15 protein-coding genes are annotated in these 19,473 nt (G+C 73.2%); 9 read left to right on the forward strand and 6 right to left on the reverse strand.

The genetic code is table 11. From position 1 onward, the window contains the following. Positions 1–272: 272 nt before the first annotated feature. From ACFXHB_RS22940 to ACFXHB_RS22950, 3 genes are all read left to right on the forward strand, one after another. Entirely contained in the window at positions 273–1,715 is a 1,443-nt protein-coding gene (locus tag ACFXHB_RS22940; protein ID WP_380576458.1) for a hypothetical protein, read from the forward strand. A 52-nt stretch (positions 1,716–1,767) separates the two neighbouring features. Continuing rightward, complete coding sequence (locus ACFXHB_RS22945; protein WP_380576459.1) at positions 1,768–2,289, forward strand: GtrA family protein; 522 nt, start codon at positions 1,768–1,770, stop codon at positions 2,287–2,289. Between the two features lie 136 nt (positions 2,290–2,425). Continuing rightward, positions 2,426–3,640, forward strand: coding sequence for an ROK family protein (locus ACFXHB_RS22950; RefSeq protein ID WP_380576460.1), 1,215 nt, complete (start codon positions 2,426–2,428; stop codon positions 3,638–3,640). Positions 3,641–3,685: 45 nt separating this feature from the next. On the opposite strand, the gene ACFXHB_RS22955 is transcribed toward ACFXHB_RS22950, so the two are convergent. Continuing rightward, a complete protein-coding gene (locus ACFXHB_RS22955; RefSeq protein WP_380576461.1) occupies positions 3,686–4,729 on the reverse strand; it encodes an ABC transporter permease in 1,044 nt (347 codons plus the stop codon). 111 nt (positions 4,730–4,840) lie between these two features. Here ACFXHB_RS22955 and ACFXHB_RS22960 point away from each other — a divergent pair, with 111 nt between their 5' ends. Both ACFXHB_RS22960 and ACFXHB_RS22965 read left to right on the forward strand, forming a co-directional pair. After that, positions 4,841–5,335 (forward strand): MarR family winged helix-turn-helix transcriptional regulator, encoded by a 495-nt coding sequence (locus tag ACFXHB_RS22960; protein ID WP_380576462.1) that lies wholly within the window; start codon positions 4,841–4,843, stop codon positions 5,333–5,335. Between the two features lie 157 nt (positions 5,336–5,492). Continuing rightward, a complete protein-coding gene (locus tag ACFXHB_RS22965) occupies positions 5,493–7,043 on the forward strand; it encodes an MDR family MFS transporter (protein WP_380576463.1) in 1,551 nt (516 codons plus the stop codon). Between the two features lie 103 nt (positions 7,044–7,146). On the opposite strand, the gene ACFXHB_RS22970 is transcribed toward ACFXHB_RS22965, so the two are convergent. Continuing rightward, on the reverse strand, positions 7,147–7,401 hold the full coding sequence (locus ACFXHB_RS22970; RefSeq protein ID WP_380576464.1) for a hypothetical protein: 255 nt from the start codon (positions 7,399–7,401) through the stop codon (positions 7,147–7,149). Between the two features lie 26 nt (positions 7,402–7,427). Then, positions 7,428–8,609, reverse strand: a complete 1,182-nt coding sequence (locus ACFXHB_RS22975; RefSeq protein ID WP_380576465.1) for an anion permease — start codon at positions 8,607–8,609, stop codon at positions 7,428–7,430. Positions 8,610–8,945: 336 nt separating this feature from the next. Here ACFXHB_RS22975 and ACFXHB_RS22980 point away from each other — a divergent pair, with 336 nt between their 5' ends. Next, on the forward strand, positions 8,946–10,568 hold the full coding sequence (locus ACFXHB_RS22980; protein ID WP_380576466.1) for an NlpC/P60 family protein: 1,623 nt from the start codon (positions 8,946–8,948) through the stop codon (positions 10,566–10,568). Positions 10,569–10,643: 75 nt separating this feature from the next. Here the strand turns inward: ACFXHB_RS22980 and ACFXHB_RS22985 are convergent, their stop codons facing one another. The 3 genes from ACFXHB_RS22985 to ACFXHB_RS22995 all read right to left on the reverse strand — a co-directional run bounded on the left by ACFXHB_RS22985 (position 10,644) and on the right by ACFXHB_RS22995 (position 16,107). Then, positions 10,644–12,929 (reverse strand): FdhF/YdeP family oxidoreductase, encoded by a 2,286-nt coding sequence (locus tag ACFXHB_RS22985; RefSeq protein WP_380576467.1) that lies wholly within the window; start codon positions 12,927–12,929, stop codon positions 10,644–10,646. Between the two features lie 239 nt (positions 12,930–13,168). Beyond that, complete coding sequence (locus ACFXHB_RS22990; protein WP_380576468.1) at positions 13,169–15,079, reverse strand: FAD/NAD(P)-binding protein; 1,911 nt, start codon at positions 15,077–15,079, stop codon at positions 13,169–13,171. Further along, positions 15,076–16,107 (reverse strand): amino acid ABC transporter permease, encoded by a 1,032-nt coding sequence (locus ACFXHB_RS22995; protein WP_380576469.1) that lies wholly within the window; start codon positions 16,105–16,107, stop codon positions 15,076–15,078. The genes ACFXHB_RS22990 and ACFXHB_RS22995 overlap by 4 nt, the downstream gene beginning before the upstream one ends. 652 nt (positions 16,108–16,759) lie before the next feature. On the opposite strand from ACFXHB_RS22995, the gene ACFXHB_RS23000 reads away from it, so the two are divergent. From ACFXHB_RS23000 to ACFXHB_RS23010, 3 genes are read left to right on the forward strand one after another with little or no spacing between them, the layout of a single operon-like run. Then, on the forward strand, positions 16,760–17,929 hold the full coding sequence (locus ACFXHB_RS23000) for an LLM class flavin-dependent oxidoreductase (RefSeq protein WP_380576470.1): 1,170 nt from the start codon (positions 16,760–16,762) through the stop codon (positions 17,927–17,929). After that, positions 17,926–18,507 (forward strand): GNAT family N-acetyltransferase, encoded by a 582-nt coding sequence (locus tag ACFXHB_RS23005; RefSeq protein ID WP_380576471.1) that lies wholly within the window; start codon positions 17,926–17,928, stop codon positions 18,505–18,507. Before ACFXHB_RS23000 ends, ACFXHB_RS23005 begins: the two co-directional genes overlap by 4 nt. Beyond that, on the forward strand, positions 18,504–19,454 hold the full coding sequence (locus ACFXHB_RS23010; RefSeq protein ID WP_380576472.1) for an ABC transporter substrate-binding protein: 951 nt from the start codon (positions 18,504–18,506) through the stop codon (positions 19,452–19,454). Before ACFXHB_RS23005 ends, ACFXHB_RS23010 begins: the two co-directional genes overlap by 4 nt. Positions 19,455–19,473 lie beyond the last annotated feature (19 nt).

Below are 19,473 nucleotides of genomic sequence, written 5' to 3' on the forward strand. Positions count from 1 at the left end.
GGCGGAGCGTGGTGCTCCGCCGGGCCGCTGCCCGTCTGCTGAGACGGTGCTTGTGAGACGGACCGTCAGTGCGCCAGGCTGGCCGGGTGATTCGCCACGCGTACCTGAGCCGTCGACTCGACGTCGACCTGGCGTACGCGTGCTCCGCGATCTGTCGCCGCACTGTCTGACCAGTGCGGTGAACCGCCCGGCGCCCCCGCCGGGAACCCCAGCCGGGTGGTGCACCGCCGTGCGCGGTCCACCGTTTCCACTCACCCCGATGGGACACCACCATGCGCTTCGCGCTGCCCACGCGCGCCGCCGTCCTCGCGGCCGCCGCTCTCCTGCTGGCCGCCGCCGGCCCGGCCCGTGCCGACACCGGCTACGGCCCGCTGCCGCCGCACAACCCCTACGCGGGGCCCGACGGCACCGCCACGATGCACGGCGACACCGGCTCCTCGGACGCCACCCCGCTGCCCGGCCCCCGGCCCGGACCGCTCGCCTCGGACCGGGTGGCCCTGCAGTCCGCCTGCCCGACCGTCCTGGTCGGCTCCGACGGCTACCCCGTCGCGCTCTGCACCACGATCTTCGGTCTCACCCCGACCGTGCACCTGCTCGACCCGGCCGACGGCGGCTCGCTCGCCGAGCTGCCGCTGGCCAAGGGCTCGCTGCTCGGCGGTGTCTACGCCTACCTGGACCAGCGGGACCGGCTGGTCGCCGTCGACGGTGCCGGCACGCTGCTGCGGATCGGCCACCACCGCACCGCCGCCGGGGCCTGGGAGCTGACCGTGGACAGCGGGCTCCCGCTGGCCGGCGCCGTCCCGGTCGGCGACGCCGTCACCGGGATCTCGCCCGACTGGCAGGGCCGGGTCTGGTTCGCCACCGGCGGCGGCGTGGTCGGCACCGCGGACGACCGCACCGGGGTCGTCCGCGCGCTGGCCCTGCCCGCCGGTGAGCGGATCGCCAACTCGATCTCCACCGCCCCGGCCGGCACCGCCGTCGCCACCACCCACGCCACCTACCTGCTCACCGCCGACGCCGACGGCACCCCGCGGATCGCCTGGCGCCGGGCGTACGACCGGGGTCCGGGCCGCAAACCCGGACAGCTCAGCTGGGGGACCGGCTCCGCGCCGACCTTCTTCGGACCGGTCACCGGCACGGACTACGTCACCGTGGTCGACAACGCCGCGCCGACCGTGAACCTGCTGGTCTACCGGGCCGGCGACGGCTCGCAGGTCTGCTCGGTGCCGGTGCTCCGGGCCGGCGGCAGCGGCAGCGAGAACTCCCCGGTGGCGGTCGGCGCCACCGTGCTCGTCGCCTCCACCTACGGCTACCCGTACCCCAAGCTGCCCGAGGACGCCGGGCCGAGCGTGCCCTCGTCGGGCGCGTTCCAGGGCGGCCTCAGCCGGGTGGACGTCCGGGCCGACGGCTCCGGCTGCGACCTGGTCTGGGACAACCGGGTGCGGTCCGCGGCCGTCCCCCGGCTCTCCACCGCCGACGGCCTGCTCCACACGGTGCTGCGCGGCCCCGTCATCCCCGGGACCAACGCGACCTCGGTGCTGGACCCCTACTACTACGCGGAGATCGACCCGCGCTCCGGCGCGGTGGTGCGCACCGAGTACACCGGGGCCGGGTTCATCTTCGACACGCTGCAGATGGTCGGCTCGATCGCGCCGGGCGGCGTGGTCTACCAGGGCACCACCACCGGGGTGCTGCGGATCACCGCCGCCGGGTAGCGCCCGGCCGCCGGAGGGAGCGACGACGGGCCGCGTGCGGGAGACTGCGAAGATGCCGTCCCCCACACAGCGCGCCCTGGCCAAGGTGCCGGCCGGGCTGCGGCCGTTCCTGGTCAAGCACCGCAGGCTGGTGAAGGTCCTGCTGGTCGGGAGTACCTGCTTCGTGCTGACGACGGTGATCAACTACTCGCTGAAGTTCACCCTGCTGGAACAGAAGCCGGTGGTGGCACTCACCGTCGCGACCGTGGTGGCCACCGCGGTCTCGTACGTGCTCAACCGCCGCTGGGCCTTCCGGGCCCGCGGGCACCGGCGCGAGGTGCTGCTGTTCCTGCTGGTCAGCGTGGTGGCGATCGGCGTCAACGACCTCCCGCTGGTGGTCTCGCGCTACCTCCTGGACCTGCGGGAGCCCCAGGTGACGGCCTTCACCCAGGAGGTCGCCGACTTCCTCAGCGGGATGGTCGTCGGCACCTTCGTCGCGATGCTGTTCCGCTTCTGGGCGATGCAGCGCTGGGTCTTCACCCGCTTCGCCGAGCCCGCCGTCACCCGGGTGGAGCAGCCGCAGCGGATCTCGTAGCGGGCGGCCGGTCCGGCCGCCCGCTCCGGGCCCGCCGGGAACGGGCGGCCGAACGCGGTTACGCTGCAAACACCCGTCCGGAACCGCGGGAACCCCCCACCGGCGGGGCGGGCGGAAGCCGAGCGGGGTGAGCGCGATGCGCGAGACGGACGGCCTTCGGGCCGGACCGGCCAGCCAGCAGGGCATGCGCCGGGCCAATCTGGCGCTGGTGCTCGGCGTGATCGCGAGCGCCCGGCGCTCGCGCGCCGAGGTGGCCGCCGAGAGCGGGCTGACCAGGGCGGCGGTGTCCTCGCTCGCCGAGGAGCTGATCGCGGCCGAGCTGGTGGTCGAGGAGGGTCCGGCCGCGCCCAGCGGTAAGGTCGGTCGGCCCGGTACCGCCCTGGGCCTCAACCCGGAGGGGCCGGCCGGCCTGGGCGCCGAGATCGGGGTGGAGCACCTCGGCGCCTGCGTGGTCGACCTGCGCGGTGACGTCCGCGCCTGGCGCCGCCAGGAGATCCGCAACCGGGACCGGCGGCCCGCCGCCGTGATGGCCGACCTCGCCGAACTGCTGCGCCGGGCCGTCGCCGACGCGGGGCTGCGCCCGGCCGGGCTGATGCTCGCCGTGCCCGGCCTGGTCGGGGACGGCGGCGGGGTGCTCCAGCGCGCCGCCAACCTGGGCTGGGAGGACGTCTCGCTGGCCGCCGAACTACGGCTCGCGCTGCGCGCGGCCAACGCGGAGGCACTGGCCGAGCTGCCGGTCGGCGCCGACAACGAGGCCAACCTGGGCGGGCTCGCCGAGCTCTGGCTGGGCGGCGCCCCGGAACACTTCCTGCACGTCTCGGCCGAGGCCGGCGTCGGCTCGGCGATCGTGGTCGGCGGCCGGCTGATGCGCGGGGCGCACGGGTACGCGGGCGAGCTGGGCCACGTGCCGGTCCGTCCGGACGGACCGCTCTGCGCCTGCGGGGCGTACGGCTGCCTGGAGCAGTACGCGGGGGAGACGGCGGTGATGCGGGCGGCGGGCCTGGAGGGGGTCCGGGGCGACTGGGTGGCGCTGCTCGCCGAGCGGGCCGAGGCCGGGGACGAGGACGTCCGGGAGGCGCTGGGCGGGGCGGGTTCGGCGCTGGGGGTCGCCTCGGCCGGGGCGGTCAATCTGCTCGACCCGGCCGAGGTGGTGCTGGGCGGCGGGTACGCCCGGCTGGCGCCCTGGCTGCTGCCGGGGATGCGGGCCGAGCTGGCGGCCCGGGTGACCGTCCGTCCCTGGTCGGACGAGCGGCTGACGGTCTCCCGGCTGGGCCGGCGCGGTCCGCTGCTGGGGGCGGCGGTCGGCGTGGTCCGGGCGATCGTGGCGGACCCGGGCCGGCTCGACGCGTAGCCGCGGCCGTGCGCCGGCCCGGTCCGGGTCCGGTGGTGGCCGGGGCTACGGGCGGACCAGCTCGCGCCCGCCGCGCGGCCGGCGCAGGACCGCGGCGAAGGTGACCGCGACACCGATCAGCGCCCAGACCAGCAGCACCAGCAGCGGCATCACGAGGTTCGTGGCGCCGAAGTAGGCGATCGAGCGGGCCGCGTCCGTCCCGGCGCCGTTCGGGATCCAGGCGCCGATGGCCCGCCAGAACGGCGGCATCATCGGTGGCGGGAAGACCCCGCCCGCGCTGGGGTTGCCGAGCACCACGAAGATCAGCACGGCGACGCCGATGCCGATGATGTCGAACAGGCACTGCAGCGCCATGGTGAACGCGCCGACCGTGAACACCACCAGGGCGCCCAGGGCCGACAGGCCCCAGGAGGAACCGGGCAGCGCGTTCAGCGCCGGGCCGACGATCACCGCGCCGCCGATGCCGGCCGCGATCGAGTAGAGCGCCAGGGTGGCGAGCCGGATCAGCGCCCGGTAGCCGTTGGCGGGCTTGGCGCCGGCGCTGACGCCGAGGATCGAGGCGACCAGGTAGCCGCCGACGCACCAGCCGATCACCAGGTAGAAGGAGGAGAGGCCGTTGGTGTCGCCCTTGGCCAGCGGAATGGTGTCCTCGGTCCGCACCGTTCGGCCCTGGGCCTGGTCGAGCGCGGTCACGATGGTCTGGGCGGCCTTGGCGGCGGCCGGACCGCGGGCGTTGGCGACCAGCAGGGTGTCCTCGGTGCCGGCCGGGTTCACCACCAGGGCGGCGTAGATCTTCTGGTCCTTGATCTGCGCGGCGGCGGTCTGCGCGTCGGGCGCGGTGACGGCCCGCACGGCGTCGTCGGGCACCGCCTCCAGCGCCTGGACCAGTTGGGGGGAGACCTGCGGCGGGGCGACCACCGCGATCGAGAGCTCGTGCGGGGTGGGGCTGTGGAGGGCCCCGACGTACGAGGTGATGAAGCCGAGCTGGAGCAGGAGCACGGCGATCACCAGCAGCGCCGCGCGTGGGGTGACCGCTCCCTTCAGTTCGGCGACGAGTCCGGGCTTCGGTCCCTGCCCTGGGGCGGTCATCCACATCTCCTTGCGTATCGGGAAAATCGGATACTTCATATCATCAAGTAGTTGGCCTTCCCGATTTCCCGCGCCGCAGTCCGGCGCACGGTGCTGCGCGATACTGGCGCGGTGAGTGCGGTGAGTGCGGTGAGTGCGGCGAGTGCGGTGAGTACGGTGAACGACGAGGAACCCCTGCTGGCGGTGGAGCGCGAGGTCGCGCTGATGTTCCGGCGGGGCCGGGCCCGGGTGGCGGAGCTCTCCCGCCGGGTCCACCCCAGCCTGGAGGGGGTGGCGTACAGCATGCTCGGCTACATCGAGCACGCTGGGCGGGTGCGGGTGACCGATGTCGGCGTGCACTTCGCGGTGGGCAAGGCCACGGTGAGCCGGCAGATCCGCGCGCTGGAGGAGCTGGGCCTGGTGACCCGGGAGGCGGACCCGCTGGACCGCCGGGCCGCGCTGGTCTCGCTCACCGACGACGGCCGGCGGCGCTACCTGGGGGTGCGGGACGCCCGGATCGAGCGGGTGCGCGAGCTGATGGCCAGCTGGTCGGAGGAGGACGTGGTCCGCTTCGCCGGGCTGCTGCACCGCTTCAACGACGTGGTCGGGGAGGCCGTCGGGACCTGAGGCCGGCGGCCCGGCGCGGGCCGCGGTGCGGGACTTTACTTGGGCTTGAAGAAAGTTGCCTTAAGCAACCATCGATCCTATGGTTGCCTAAGGCAACGATTCCCTGCTCCCCGTCTGCCGCCTCCCGCTCCCGCCCCGCACCCGCCGAAGGACCCAGATGACTGTCACCACCCACGTCGCGACCGGAGCCGCCACCACCGACGACCGACCCATGACCCACCGCCAGGTGCTGGAGGCGCTGTCCGGCCTACTGCTCGGCCTCTTCGTGGCCGTGCTCTCGTCGACGGTCGTCTCCAACGCCCTGCCGCGCATCCTCACCGACCTGCACGGCGGCCAGTCCGCCTACACCTGGGTCATCACCGCCACCCTGCTCACCCTCACCGCCTCCACCCCGATCTGGGGCAAGCTGTCCGACCTCGCCAGCAAGAAGCTGCTGCTGCAGATCGCGCTGGTCATCTACATCGCCTCCTCGGCGCTGGCCGGCCTCGCCCAGAACACCGGCGAGCTGATCGCCTGCCGCGCCCTGCAGGGCATCGGCGCCGGCGGTGTCACCGCGCTGGCCCAGATCTGCCTGGCGGCGATGGTCGCGCCGCGCGAGCGCGGCCGGTACAGCGGCTACTTCGGCGCGGTCTTCGCCCTCGCCACCATCGGCGGACCGCTGATCGGCGGCGTCATCGTGGACACCTCCTGGCTGGGCTGGCGCTGGTGCTTCTACGTCGGGATCCCGTTCGCGCTCGCCGCGATCGCGGTGCTGCAGCGCACCCTGAAGCTGCCGGTGGTCAAGCGCAAGGTGAAGATCGACTACCTGGGCGCCCTGGTCATCACCGGAGCCGTCAGCCTGCTGATGATCTGGATCACCCTGGCCGGCAAGAACTACGCCTGGCTCTCCTGGCAGACCGCGGCCATGGTCGGCGGCGGCCTGGTGCTGGGCGCGCTCGCCGTGGTGATCGAGAAGCGCGCCGCCGAGCCGATCATCCCGCCGAGCCTCTTCCGCCACCGCACCGTCACCCTGGCGGCGCTGGCCAGCGTGCTGGTCGGCATCGGGATGTACGGCGCGACCACCTTCCTGAGCCAGTACTTCCAGCTGGCCAAGGAGAAGTCCCCGACCATCGCCGGCCTGATGACGCTGCCGATGATCCTCGGGCTGGCGGTCGCCTCCACCGTCGCGGGCAAGCTGATCACCAAGTACGGCCGCTGGAAGGCCTACCTGGTCACCGGCACGCTGCTGCTGGCCGTCGGGTTCGGACTGCTCGGCACCGCTCGGGCCGACACCGACTACGTCCTGCTCTCGGTCTACATGGCGATCACCGGCATCGGCCTGGGCCTGACCATGCAGAACCTCGTGCTGGCGGTGCAGAACACGGTGCCCCGCCACGAGCTCGGCGCGGCCAGCTCGGTGGTCACCTTCTTCCGCACCATGGGCGGCGCGATGGGCGTCTCGGCGCTCGGGGCCCTGATGACCAACCGGGTCGGCCACTACCTCACCGAGAACCTGGCGGCCGCGCACATCCCGGCCTCCGGCGCCGCGGCCGGCGGCGGCATCCCGGACCTGCACAAGCTGCCCGCCCCGCTCGTCCCGCTGGTGACGGACGCCTTCGGGCACGGGGTGGGCGTGGTCTTCCTGGTCGCGGCGCCGTTCGCGCTGCTGGCCTTCGTCACGGTGCTGTGCATCCGCGAGACGGCGCTGCGCACCGGTCGGCAGGACTGACCGGTCCGGTCGGCGCGGGGTACGGCGAAGGCCGGGCAGTGGTGGTCCACTCCCCGGCCTTCGCCGTGCGGCGGCGGTGTCCGGGCGGGCCCGGACACCGGTGCTAGCGGCCGGCGATCAGGGTCAGGCCGTAGAGGACGGCGGCGCCGCAGACCGCGAAGCAGGCGTAGGCCCCGGCGAGGGCCAGCCGGCCGCCGCCGGCCGGGGCGTCGGAGCCCGCCGCCGAGCGCTGCGCGGTCAGCGCGGCCTCACGGCGGGAGAGGGCCAGGATGCCGAGCGCGAAGACGGTGACCACCGCGACGGTGATGCCGAAGCTGAAGCCGGCGGTCTGGGCCAGGGCGGTCCACTTGATGTGCATGCTGTGTGCTCCTCAGCCGTCGGCGCTCAGGCCGCGACCGTGGTCGAGGCAGGGGTGGGGGTGGTGGGCCCGGCGGTCGGCGTGACCTCGACCGGGGTGACGTCGCTGACGTCGTTGACGTTGTCCGCGCCGACCGGCTGGCGGCGGGAGATCAGCCACATCGCGCCCGAGCCGGCCACCAGGGTGGCGCCGACCAGGACCACGCCCCAGGTGCCCTGCTCGACCGCGTAGGCCGCGAGGCCGGCCACCGCGGCGGCGGCGGGCAGGGTCAGGCCCCAGGTGTAGACCATGCGGCGCACCAGGCTCCAGCGCAGCTCGCCCTTCCGGCCGCCGAGGCCGGCGCCCATGATGCCGCCGGAGCAGACCTGGGTGGTGGAGAGGCCGAAGCCCATGTGCGAGGAGGTCAGGATGACGGTCGCGGCGGCCGACTCGGAGGCGAAGCCCTGCGGCGCCTGGATGTCCGCCAGACCCTTGCCCATCGAGCGGATGATCCGCCAGCCGCCCATGTAGGTGCCGAGCGCGATGGCCGCGCCGGCCGAGACGATCACCCAGGTGGGGGGCAGCGCGCCCTTCGGCAGGGCGCCGACCGAGACCAGGGTCAGGGTGATGATGCCCATCGTCTTCTGGGCGTCGTTGGTGCCGTGGGCCAGCGAGATCAGCGAGGAGGAGAACACCTGGCCGGTCTTGAAGCCCTTGGTGACGGTCGCGCCGTCGCCCTTGCGGGTGATCGCGTACGCCAGCTTGGTGGCGCCCCAGGAGGCCAGGCCCGCGACCAGCGGGGAGGCGATCGCCGGGATGAGGATCTTGGTGACCACGGTGTCGAAGTTGACACCGTTGAGGCCGACGCCGACCACGGTGGCGCCGATCAGGCCACCGTAGAGCGCGTGCGAGGAACTGGACGGCAGGCCTCTCAGCCAGGTGAGCAGGTTCCACAGGATCGCGCCGACCAGTGCGGCGAAGATGATCTCCGGGTGGATCCCGGCCTTCTCGTTGACGATGCCGCCGGAGATGGTGGTGGCGACCTTCACGGAGAGGAACGCCCCGGCGAAGTTGAGGACGGCCGCGATGGTGACCGCGACCTTGGGCCGAAGGGCTCCGGTGGCGATGGAGGTGGCCATCGCGTTGGCGGTGTCGTGGAACCCGTTGGTGAAGTCGAAGGCGAGCGCCGTGATGATCACAACGGCCACCAGGAACGAGATGTGTTCCATACCCAAACAATCGTCGTAGTTGTCGCACTGACGTTGGTGTCGATCGCGACGGTAGGGACGCTCGGTGAACGGAAGGTGAACTGAGACGGGCTTCGTGGTTCCGGACGTGTCCAAGGGGTTGCCATGACCTTGCCAGAAGGTGTCTCCGGGCTTGCTGAACTGGGCATTGGTGCAGAACGCCCCGGTTCGCTCTGTTTTGCTGAGACCTGTCTCACAGCCGACCGAAGAATTCACCGACCCGTACGGGTGCGGTCTGTTTCTGGCGAGTGACCCATGACAGGATCGGCGGGGATCCGGGCCATCCGGAGGTCGGGCAGGGGCGGGGAGGACGAATCCATGGGTGGGGCTGCACAGCGCGCGGAGTCCGCGGGAACACGACCGTGGGTGCGGGCCGCCCTGCGGTGCGGAGCCGTCCTCGCGGCCGCCGCGCTCGCGTTGCCGCTGGCCACCCAGGCCGCCTTCGCGGCCCCCGACCCGGGCACCCCGGGCCGCACCGCCCCGGTCGCGCCGGGCGCGGACCCGCTCGCGGAGGCCAAGGCCACCCTCGGACCGCTGCTCGACCAGCTGCACGACCTGTACAAGAGGGCCGAGGCCGCGACCGAGCAGTTCAACGCCGCCGTCGCCAAGGTCGCCGAGCAGCAGGCCGCGGTCACCGACCTCAGGGACCGGCTGGACCGCCAGCAGAAGCAGGTGGACGCCGGTACCGACGTGGCCGCCCAGCTCGCCGCCGCCCAGTACCGCAACGGAGCCGCCTCGGCCTACGCCGAACTGCTGCTCTCCAAGGACCCGTACGAGGCCGTCACCATCGCCGAACTGCTCGCCACCGCGAGCCGTTCGCAGTCCGAGTTCCTGGACCGGCTCAAGCAGGACCGCGAAGCGCTCACCGGTCTGCAGAAGCAGAGCGAGGAGGCGCTGAAGAGCTCCCAGGCACTGGTCGCCCAGCAGGACGCCGCCAAGGCCAAGGTCGCCGCCGACCTGGCCGCCGTCGAGCAGCTGGTCTCCTCGCTGACCGGGGCCCAGCGCACCGAGTTGGAGCAACTGGAGAAGGCCAAGGCCGACGAGGCCCAGCTGGCCTTCCTCGCCTCCGGCGCGCTCGGCAAGGGCGAGCGCACCCCGTCGCTGGCGGGCCGCGCCGCCGTTGCCTACGCGCTGGCGCAGCTCAACAAGCCGTACCTGTGGGGCGGCGCCGGGCCGGACATGTTCGACTGCTCCGGCCTCACCTCGCAGGCCTGGCTGCACGCCGGCAAGCCGATCCCGCGCACCAGCCAGGAGCAGTGGGCCCAGCTCCAGCACGTCGCGCTGAACCAGCTGCGCCCCGGCGACCTGGTGATCTACTTCGAGGGCGCCACCCATGTCGCGCTCTACATCGGCGGCGGGCTGGTCGTCCAGGCGCCGCGGCCGGGCGCCGTGATCAAGGTGTCGCCGATCGGCTCGATGCCGATCCTCGGCGCCGTCCGGCCCGACCCGGAGACGGCGTCGGACGAGGCGGGCGGCGCCTGGAAGGTGCCGGACCTCCCGGCGGGCTGGGACACCGTCACCCCGATCGCGCCCAGCCCGGTCAACCAGGTGCCGGTCGACCCGAACACCACGAACCCCGCGCCCGGTACGCCGACCGCGCCCGGCACGCCCACCCCGGGGACGCCGTCGCCCGGTACCCCGCAGCCCGGTACGGGGACGCCGACCGACCCGGGGACGCCCACCGGCACGCCGACGGGTACCCCGACCGGTACGCCCACCGGGACTCCGACCGGTACCCCGACGGGGACGCCCACCGGCACGCCGACGGGTACCCCGACCGGTACGCCCACCGGGACCCCGACCGGCACGCCGACGGGGACGCCCACCGGCACGCCCACGGGTACCCCGGCCGGCACGCCCAGCAGCACCGGCAGCGGCTCGGCCGCCGCCTCGGCGTCCGGCTCGACCTCGGCGACGGCGCTGCCGTCCGGCCAGAACTAGGCCCGGCCCCGTCGGCACGACGGGTCGGCAGGCCCCGGGGCCCGGTTCGCGCCGGGTCCCGGGGCCTGCCGCCGCTCAGCTCTCGCCGCTGTCCGGTTCGAAGCGGATCAGTACCGCCTTGGAGGTCGGGGTGTTGCTGATGTCGGCCGTGGAGTCCAGCGGCACCAGCACATTGGTCTCCGGGTAGTACGCCGCCGCCCCGCCGCGCGCCACCGGGTAGTGCACCACCCTGAAGTGCGGGGCGCGCCGCTCCACGCCGTCCTTCCACTCGCCGACCAGGTCGACGTACCCGCCCTCGGTCAGGCCCAGCTCGTCGGCGTCGGCGGGGTTGACCAGGACGACCCGGCGGCCGCCGGTGATGCCCCGGTAGCGGTCGTCCAGGCCGTACACCGTGGTGTTGTACTGGTCGTGCGAGCGGAGCGTCTGCAGCAGCAGCCGGCCGGGCGGGACCTCGGGGGCGGTGAGCGGGTTGACCGTGAAGTTGGCCAGGCCGGTCGCGGTCGGGAAGGTCCGTGAGTCGCGCGGGCCGTGCGGCAGGGTGAAGCCGCCGGGCCGGCGGACCAGGTCGTTGAAGTTGTCGAAGCCCGGCACCACCCGGGCGATCCGGTCCCGCAGGGTGTCGTAGTCGGTCGCGAAGTCCTCCCACGGGACGCTGTCCCGCGGGCCGAGCGTGGCGCGGGCGAGGCGGCAGACGATGGCCACCTCGGAGAGCAGCCCCGGCGCGGGCGGGCGCAGACCGCCGCGCGAGGAGTGCACCTGGCCCATCGAGTCCTCGACACTGACGAACTGGGCGCCCTTGGCGGTGACGTCCCGGTCGGTGCGGCCGAGGGTCGGCAGGATCAGCGCCCGGGCGCCGGTCACCACGTGCGAGCGGTTGAGCTTGGTGGAGACGTGCACGGTGAGCCGGCAGCCGCGCATCGCCGCCTCGGTGACCTCGGTGTCCGGGGTGGCGGCGACGAAGTTGCCGCCCATCGCGAAGAACACCTTCACCCGGCCGTCGCGCATCGCGCGGATGGTGTCCACCGCGTCGTGGCCGTGCTCGCGCGGCGGCTCGAAGCCGAACTCGCCGCCCAGGGCGTCCAGGAAGGCCGCGGACGGCCGCTCGAAGATGCCCATCGTCCGGTCGCCCTGGACGTTGCTGTGCCCGCGCACCGGGCAGACCCCGGCACCCGGACGGCCGACGTTGCCGCGCAGCAGCAGGAAGTTGACCACCTCACGGATGGTCGGCACGGAGTGCTTGTGCTGGGTGAGGCCCATCGCCCAGCAGACGATGATCTTCCGGGAGGAGAGCACCGTACGGCCCAGCTCCTCGATCTGCTCCCACGGCAGGCCGGTGGCGGCGAGGACCTCCTCGCGGCGGGTCTGCCGGGCCTCGGCGGCGAACTCCTCGAAGCCGTGGCAGTGCTCCGCGACGAAGGCCTCGTCGACACCGCCGTCCGCGTCCAGGATCAGCTGGTTGAGCGCACGGAACAGGGCGAGGTCGCCGCCGAGCCGGATCTGCAGGAAGAGGTCGGTCAGCTTGGTGCCGTGGCCGACCAGGCCGCGGGCGTTCTGCGGGTTCTTGAACCGTTCGAGGCCGGCCTCGGGCAGCGGGTTGACGCTGACCACGGTGGCGCCGGCGCGCTTGGCCCGCTCCAGGGCGGAGAGCATCCGGGGGTGGTTGGTGCCCGGGTTCTGGCCGGCCACGATGATCAGGTCGGCCTGGTAGAGGTCCTTGAGGCTGACGCTGCCCTTGCCGATGCCGAGCGTCTCGGTGAGCGCCGAGCCGGAGGACTCGTGGCACATGTTGGAGCAGTCGGGCAGGTTGTTGGTGCCCAGCCGGCGGGCGAACAGCTGGTAGGCGAAGGCGGCCTCGTTGCTGGTCCGGCCGGAGGTGTAGAAGGCCGCGCCGTCCGGGGTGTCCAGGGCGCGCAGTTCCTCGGCGATCAGCGCGAAGGCGTCGTCCCAGCCGATCGGCGTGTAGTGGGTGGCGCCCTCGTCCAGCAGCATCGGCTGGGTGAGACGGCCCTGCTGGCCGAGCCAGTAGCCGGAGCGGTCGGCCAGTTCGGCCACCGGGTGGGCGGCGAAGAACTCGGCGCGGATCCGGCGCTCGGTGGCCTCCTCGGCGACGGCCTTGGCGCCGTTCTCGCAGAACTCGGCGGTGTGCGTCTTGCCCGGCTCGGGCCAGGCGCAGCCGGGGCAGTCGAAGCCGTCCGGCTGGTTGACCTTGCGCAGGGTGGCGAGGGTGCGGCGGGCGCCCATCTGCTCGGTGGCCATCCGGAGGCTGTGGCCGACCGCCGGCAGCCCGGCCGCGGCGTGCTGGGGCGCGGACACCTGGGGGGCGTCCTGCGCCGGATCGCTCTGCGGGGCCCGCTTGGCCATGACTGCGCTCCTCGGCTGTGCTCGTCGGCCGCCGCGCCGTCGCGGGGCCTGCCGTCCATCCTTCCACCCGTTCGAGTCGTGCGGACCATCCCGGTTCCGTGATCGGCCGGCTCCGGCCGGGCCGGACCGCCGGCGCCGTCGCCGCCACTGGCCTGGGCCGATCGTCCTGCGCCGCGTGCCCCGAGCCGCGTGCCCGGGACCGGCCGCCCGGGGCCGCGGCGGGCCCCGGGCGGGCCGGCTCAGGCCGCCAGCACCGCCGGGACGCCGGCCAGGGCGCGCAGGATGGCCCGGGCGGCGGCGTCGTTCTGGCGGAAGCCGGGGGAATCGGTGCGCGGCCGGGCGAAGGCCGCCGCCGCGCGGAGGCTGGTGTGCGGGCCGAGGGCGGTGCGCCGCGGGTGCGGGCCGCCGCTCAGGGCCGGGTCCAGGACCCGGCTGTCCCCGGGCCGGATGGTGAGCAGTCCGGAGCGGTGGGTGTGCTCCTCGTCGCTGACCACCTCCTCCACGATCCGCCCGGCGCGGTGCAGGTCGCGCAGGACCGGGTCGTGGGTGCGGGCCAGCGCGTGCTTGGGCAGGTACGCCTCGACCAGGGCGGTGGCGTGGACGCTGTACCCGGGCACGGTGCTGCCGGACGCCCGCCAGGTGCCGGTGGCCTCGTCCCGCTCGACCCGGATGCCCGCGCCGAGGAAGCGGACCACGCCCGCCTCGGAGAGCGCGAGCAGTTGACGCAGCCGGAAGCCGGGCGGGCCGGAGGCGAGGTAGCTGAAGTAGCCGAAGAACCACTCGTCGACCTCCTCGCCGACCGAGCGGGCGGTGAGCCGCTCGGTCGCGAGGATGCGCGGCACCTGGCCGAAGAGCGAGAGCAGGGCCAGGAAGGCGCCGAGGTCGGCGCTGTGGGCGGGGTCGGCGCGGCGGTCGGCGTTGTCGGCGATGTAGCCGCGGAGGTGGCGCTGGAGCTCCTCGGCGGAGCCGAGTTCGAGCCCGGCCAGCGGGAAGTCCAGCCGTTCGAAGTCCAGCCGGTCGGCCGGGTCGGGGACGGCCAGGGCGATCAGCCGGGTGAGTTCGGGCGCGTACCAGCCGTACGCGTCGTAGCCGGCCAGGAAGTCCGACCAGGGCAGTGCGGTGCGCTCGGGGTGGGCGTGGAACAGCTCGTGGTAGTACCCGAAGCCGATGTCCTTCGCCATCAACGGCCAGAAGTCGCGCCGTAGTTCCAGCGGTCCGGGCCGGTCGAGCACGGCGTCCACGGCGGCCGCGTCGAAGTAGCGGGGGAGCGGGGCGGGCGGGCCCTGGAGCCGGTAGCCGGTCTTGGAGTGGTACGGCACGCCGCGCCGCGAGCCGACGTGGATCACCGGCTCGCGGCCGGAGGGCCGGTAGGCCAGGCCTTCGGGCGTCTCCTCGAAGCGGCCGCCGCGGCCCTCGGTGAGCAGCGCGACCAGGTCGACGAAGGCGAGCCCGAAGCCGCGCAGGACGAGCTGCTCACCGGCGGCTATGCCGGTCAGGTCGGCGTCGGCGGAGAAGGCGGGCGGCAGGTGGAAGCGGCCGTGCCGGGCGGCGAACGCGGTGTCCGCGGCGTACCGGGGGTGCGGCGCGGAGTCGAGGTGGCCGAGGGTCAGGGTGACGTGGTCGGCGGTCAGGATCCGGTCGCCGAGGTGGACCAGCTGCGGGCCGTCCTCCGGGCCCTCGATCCGGTGCACGGTGTCCCGGTGCACGGTGACGGTGATGTGTGGCGGCAGGTCGGCGACGGCGCGCCGGAACACCCAGTCCAGGTAGGCGCTCTGGGCCCGGCGGGTGGGGAAGTCGGTCGGTGCCAGGTCGCGCAGCTCGGCCCGGACCTCCTGGTCCTCGACCTCCCGGTAGGGCGCGAACTCCTCGACGCGGGCGGCCCATTCGGCCAGCGAGGGGCCGGGGCGGACCGGGCCGTCGATGGTGGACCGCTCGTCGGTGAACATCGTGACGTCCTCGGCCATCGAGTTCATCCGGAGCAGCGGGGACTGGTCGTAGCGCCAGATCCGGCCCGCGCCGGGCGGGTGCGGGTCGACCAGGTGGATCTCCAACGGTTGGTCCGGGGGGAGGAGTTCGGCCGCGTTGGCGGCGATCCGCTCCAGCAGTCCGGTGCCGCGCGGGCCGGCTCCGACGATCACCAGGGTGGTCAACGCTTCTCCCCGGGGGTGAGCTCGGCACCGGCGGGGGCGGCGCTGTCGGCGGCGGCGGCGCGCAGCCGGCGGTAGGCCGCGCGGGCCTTCTGCAGCGGAGTGGGCGGCAGGCCGTCGCGGGTGGCGCCCTTGGCGTAGTACCGCTCGACGTAGTACTGGCCGATGGACAGCACGGTGGTGATCACGATGTACCAGATGGTGGCGACCATCAGCATCGGGATGACCTGGTAGGACTGCAGGTAGACCAGTTGCACCGAGTAGAGCAGGTCGGAGACGGCCAGCACGCTGATGATGCTGGTGCCCTTGAGCGCGCTGATCAGCATGTTGCCGGCGGTGGGGACGATCGAGCGCATCGCCTGCGGGACGATGATCCGGCGCAGCACCCGCCACCGGCTCAGTCCGAGCGCCGAGGCGGCCTCCAGCTGGCCGCGGTCGACGGAGAGGATCCCGCCGCGCACCACCTCGGCGGCGTACGCGGCCTCCAGCAGGGTGAGGCCGACCAGGGCGGTCAGGGTGGGCCCGAAGAGGTTGACGGTCTTGACGGTGATGAACTCCGGGCCGAACGGGATGCCGAGGCCGAGCGTCGGGTAGAGCGCGCCGATGTTGAAGAACAGCAGCAGCTGCACCAGGGCCGGGGTGGAGCGGAAGATCCAGATGTAGACCCAACTGAGCGTGCGCAGGACCGGGTTGGTGGAGAGCCGCATGGTGGCGAGCACGGTGCCGAGCACGAAGCCCAGCCCGAGCGTGACGGCGGTCAGCCAGAGCGTGAGGGTGAGGCCGTTGAGGACCGAGGTGGCGGTGAACCAGTCGGCGACCACGTCCCACTGGAAGGCCTTGTTGCGGATCACCGAGTTGACGACCATCGCGAACAGCGACAGGGCGACGGCTGCGGAGACCCACTGGCCGGGGCGGCGGCGGGCGACGAGCCGGGCGGAGGGGTCCGGGGCGGCGCCGACGGGCGGTCCGGGGTCGTGCGCGGTCTTCTCGGTGCGGGCGGGCGCGGGTAGGACGTCCTGCGGGGTGGCCATGAGGAGGACTCCAGGCGGAAGCTGCGGGCAGGCAGGCGGGAGGTACGGGTGTGATCACGTACGGCCGTCGGGCCGGCCCGCGTCCCTCAACGCGGCCGGCTCTGCACTGCACTCCGCATTGATCGTACGCATGCGCGAACGTGGCCTGTCAAGGGTGGTGCCGCCGGGGCACACGACGACAAGTGATCGCAACAGAGCGGTAATGGACGGTGGTTGACGCCGTGCGTCCTTCACTGCTGAACTTGTGCTCATGTACGCCGAGCAGCTCCTGGTCACCCGCGACCACATCGACTTCGGTCGGGTGTGGTCCGCGGCGTGTCGCGGCTGACCCGGCAGCGGGCCGTCCAGCCGGCCCTGTCCTCCTAGGAGCCTCCTCCCTCGGAGACCCCTCCCGCGGAGACCTCTCCCTCGGTGCCCCGTCGCGGGCCGGGTAGGCCGTCCAGCCCCGTCCGGGCGGCCGTTTCAGGCGCACGCTGCCGCCTTCAGCCTTCTGCACCCCACTGCACTCCGGCAGTTCTCCGTCGCCTTCTCCTTCGCCACCGTCACGTGCCGCGCTCCCGTTCCGTGTTCGAAGCCTGGCCCCGCCATGGCCTGTTCCGGTCTGCCCACCCGCAGCCGCCGGATTCCGTACGACCCGAAAGGTTCAGCCACCATGCCCGTCGAATTCCTCGGCATCGCCGCCACCAGTGATGGTTCGGAGACCACGCCCCGCTCCACGGCGGCCTTCGACCGCGACTACACCCTGCGGCTGGCCCGCGCCCACGAGGACTACGGCTGGGACCGTGTGCTGTTCGCCTACGGCGCCGGCGCCCCCGACCCGGCGGCCGCCGCGGCCTACCTCGCGGCCCGGGTCGACCGGCTCCAGATCCTGCTGGCCCACCGGCCGAACGTCTCCTACCCGACCTACGCGGCCAAGACCTTCGCCACCCTGGACCGGATCAGCGACGGGCGGCTCACCGTCCACTTCATCACCGGCGGCAACGACCACGAACAGCAGCGCGAGGGCGACTTCCTGACCAAGGACCAGCGCTACGCCCGCACCCGTGAGTACATCGGGATCGTCAAGAAGGCGTGGACCAGCAAGGAGGCCTTCGACCACGAGGGCGAGTACTACCGGTTCAACGACTTCCTCTCGGACGTCTTCCCCGTCCAGGCCCCCCGGCCGGGCGTCTCCTTCGGCGGCTCCTCGGACGCCGCCTACGCGGCCGGCGGCGCCGAGGCGGACATCTTCTGCCTCTGGGGCGAGCCGCTGGCCCGGACCGCCGAGCAGATCGAGCGGGTGAAGGAGGCCGCGCGGGCCGCCGGCCGGGCGGACGTGCCGCGCATCCAGGTGGCCTTCCGGCCGATCATCGCGCCGACCGAGGAGCTGGCCTGGGAGAAGGCGTACCGGACGGTGGACACCATCCGTGCCCGCAAGGACTCCGGCGAGCTGGTCCGCGGCGGGGCCCGGTCGGCGCAGTGGACCCCGGAGAACACCGGGTCCCAGCGGCTGCTGGAGATCGCCGCGGCCGGCGAGCGCTACGACCGGGCGCTCTGGACCCCGACCGCGGCCGTCACCGGCGGGGCCGGCAACTCCAACGCCCTGGTCGGTACGCCGGAGACGGTCGCCCAGGCGCTGCTCGACTACTACGACCTCGGCGTGGACATCCTCTCCGCGCGCGGCTACGCGCTGCTCGACGACGCGATCGACTTCGGCCGCCACGTCATCCCGATCGTGCGCGAGGAGGTCGCCAAGCGGGACGCCGCGAAGGCGGCGGAGGCGGCCGAGCGGGAGGAGCGGGCCGAGCGCGACCGTCATCAGCTGATCGCGGTCCAGGCGTGAGCGGTACCAGCCTGGCGATCGAGGTCCGCCGGGTCACGATCGACGACCCGCTGGTCGAGCCGCTGCTGCGGGAGCTCACCGAGGAGTACGTCGCCCGCTACGGGCCGGACGCCCGGGAGGAGATGAGCCGGTACCCGAAGGACGCCTTCGCGGAACCGGCCGGCGTACTGCTCCTCCTCCTGGAGGACGGAGAGCCGGTGGCCGGCGGTGCGTACAAGCCGTACGACGAACGTACGGCCGAGGTGAAGCGGATGTGGACGCATTCCGCGCACCGCCGCCGGGGGCTGGCCAGCCGGGTGCTGGTGGAGCTGGAGCGGGCCGCTTCGGCGGCCGGGTACACCCGGATCTACCTGACCACCGGTCCGCGCCAGCCCGAGGCCAAGGGGCTCTACCTGGCGACCGGCTACACCGCGTTGTTCGACGTCGACGCCGATCCCCTGACGATCGGCCCGCTGGCGTTCGAGAAGTCCCTGCCGGTCCGGCTCCCGGCCCCGGACCGCACCCCCGGTGACCTGGCCCAGGCCCCCGGCCCCCGACCCCACCACGCACCGACCCCGAAAGGCGCACAACTCCCGTGAGAACCACCACCGTCCGACGCCGTCTGCTCGCGACCACCGCCCTGCTGCCGGTCCTGGTACTGGCCGCGTGTGGCTCGGACCCGAAGACCACCGCCCAGCCGGGCGCGGGCAAGGCGGCGGCCGACGCCGCCGCGCAGGACCTCATCTCCGCCATCCCGAAGTCGGACGCGGCCGCCGCGCTGCTGCCCGAGGACGTCCGCAAGGCCGGGACGGTGAAGTTCGGATCGACGATCGGGGCGCCGCCCGCCTCGTTCTACGCCGACCAGGCCACCAAGAAGGCGGCCGGGGTGGACATCGACTTCACCGACGCGGTGGCCAAGGTGCTCGGCCTGACCGTGGAGCGAGAGGAGGCCGCGTTCGAGACCATCCTGCCCGCGCTGGGCAGCGGCAAGTACGACGTCGGCACCGGCAACTTCGGGGTCACCGCGGCCCGGTTGAAGACCATCGACTTCGTCACCTACATCGACGACGGCCAGGGCTTCGCGGTCAAGAAGGACAACACCACCGTCCAGCCGGTCACCGATCTCGTCCAGCTCTGCGGGCTGGTCATCGGCACCGGCGCCGGCACCACCTTCGAGACCACGCTGAACAACAAGAAGAACGTCTGCGCCGACGCCGGCAAGAAGCCCTACGAGGTGAAGGCGTTCAGCGACAACGGCGCCACGCTGACCGGTCTCCAGCAGGGCCGGATCGACATCGTGATGTCGACCATCAACGGTCTGCGCTACCAGGCGTCCCAGGAGGCGTCCGGGACGAAGTTCCTCGGCGAGTTCCACCGGCTGGACGTCGGCTTCGCGTTCAAGAAGGGCTCCACGCTCACCCCCGCGTTCCAGGCGGCGGTCAACCAGCTGATCAAGGACGGGACGTACGACAAGATCGTCAAGAAGTGGGGGGTCGCCGATTCGGCGATCAAGGAGTCCCAGATCAGCCCGCCCGAGCACGCGTGACCCCCTGTCCGGGCCCCGG

Source organism: Kitasatospora sp. NPDC059327, assembly GCF_042752535.1.
GTDB lineage: Bacteria > Actinomycetota > Actinomycetes > Streptomycetales > Streptomycetaceae > Kitasatospora.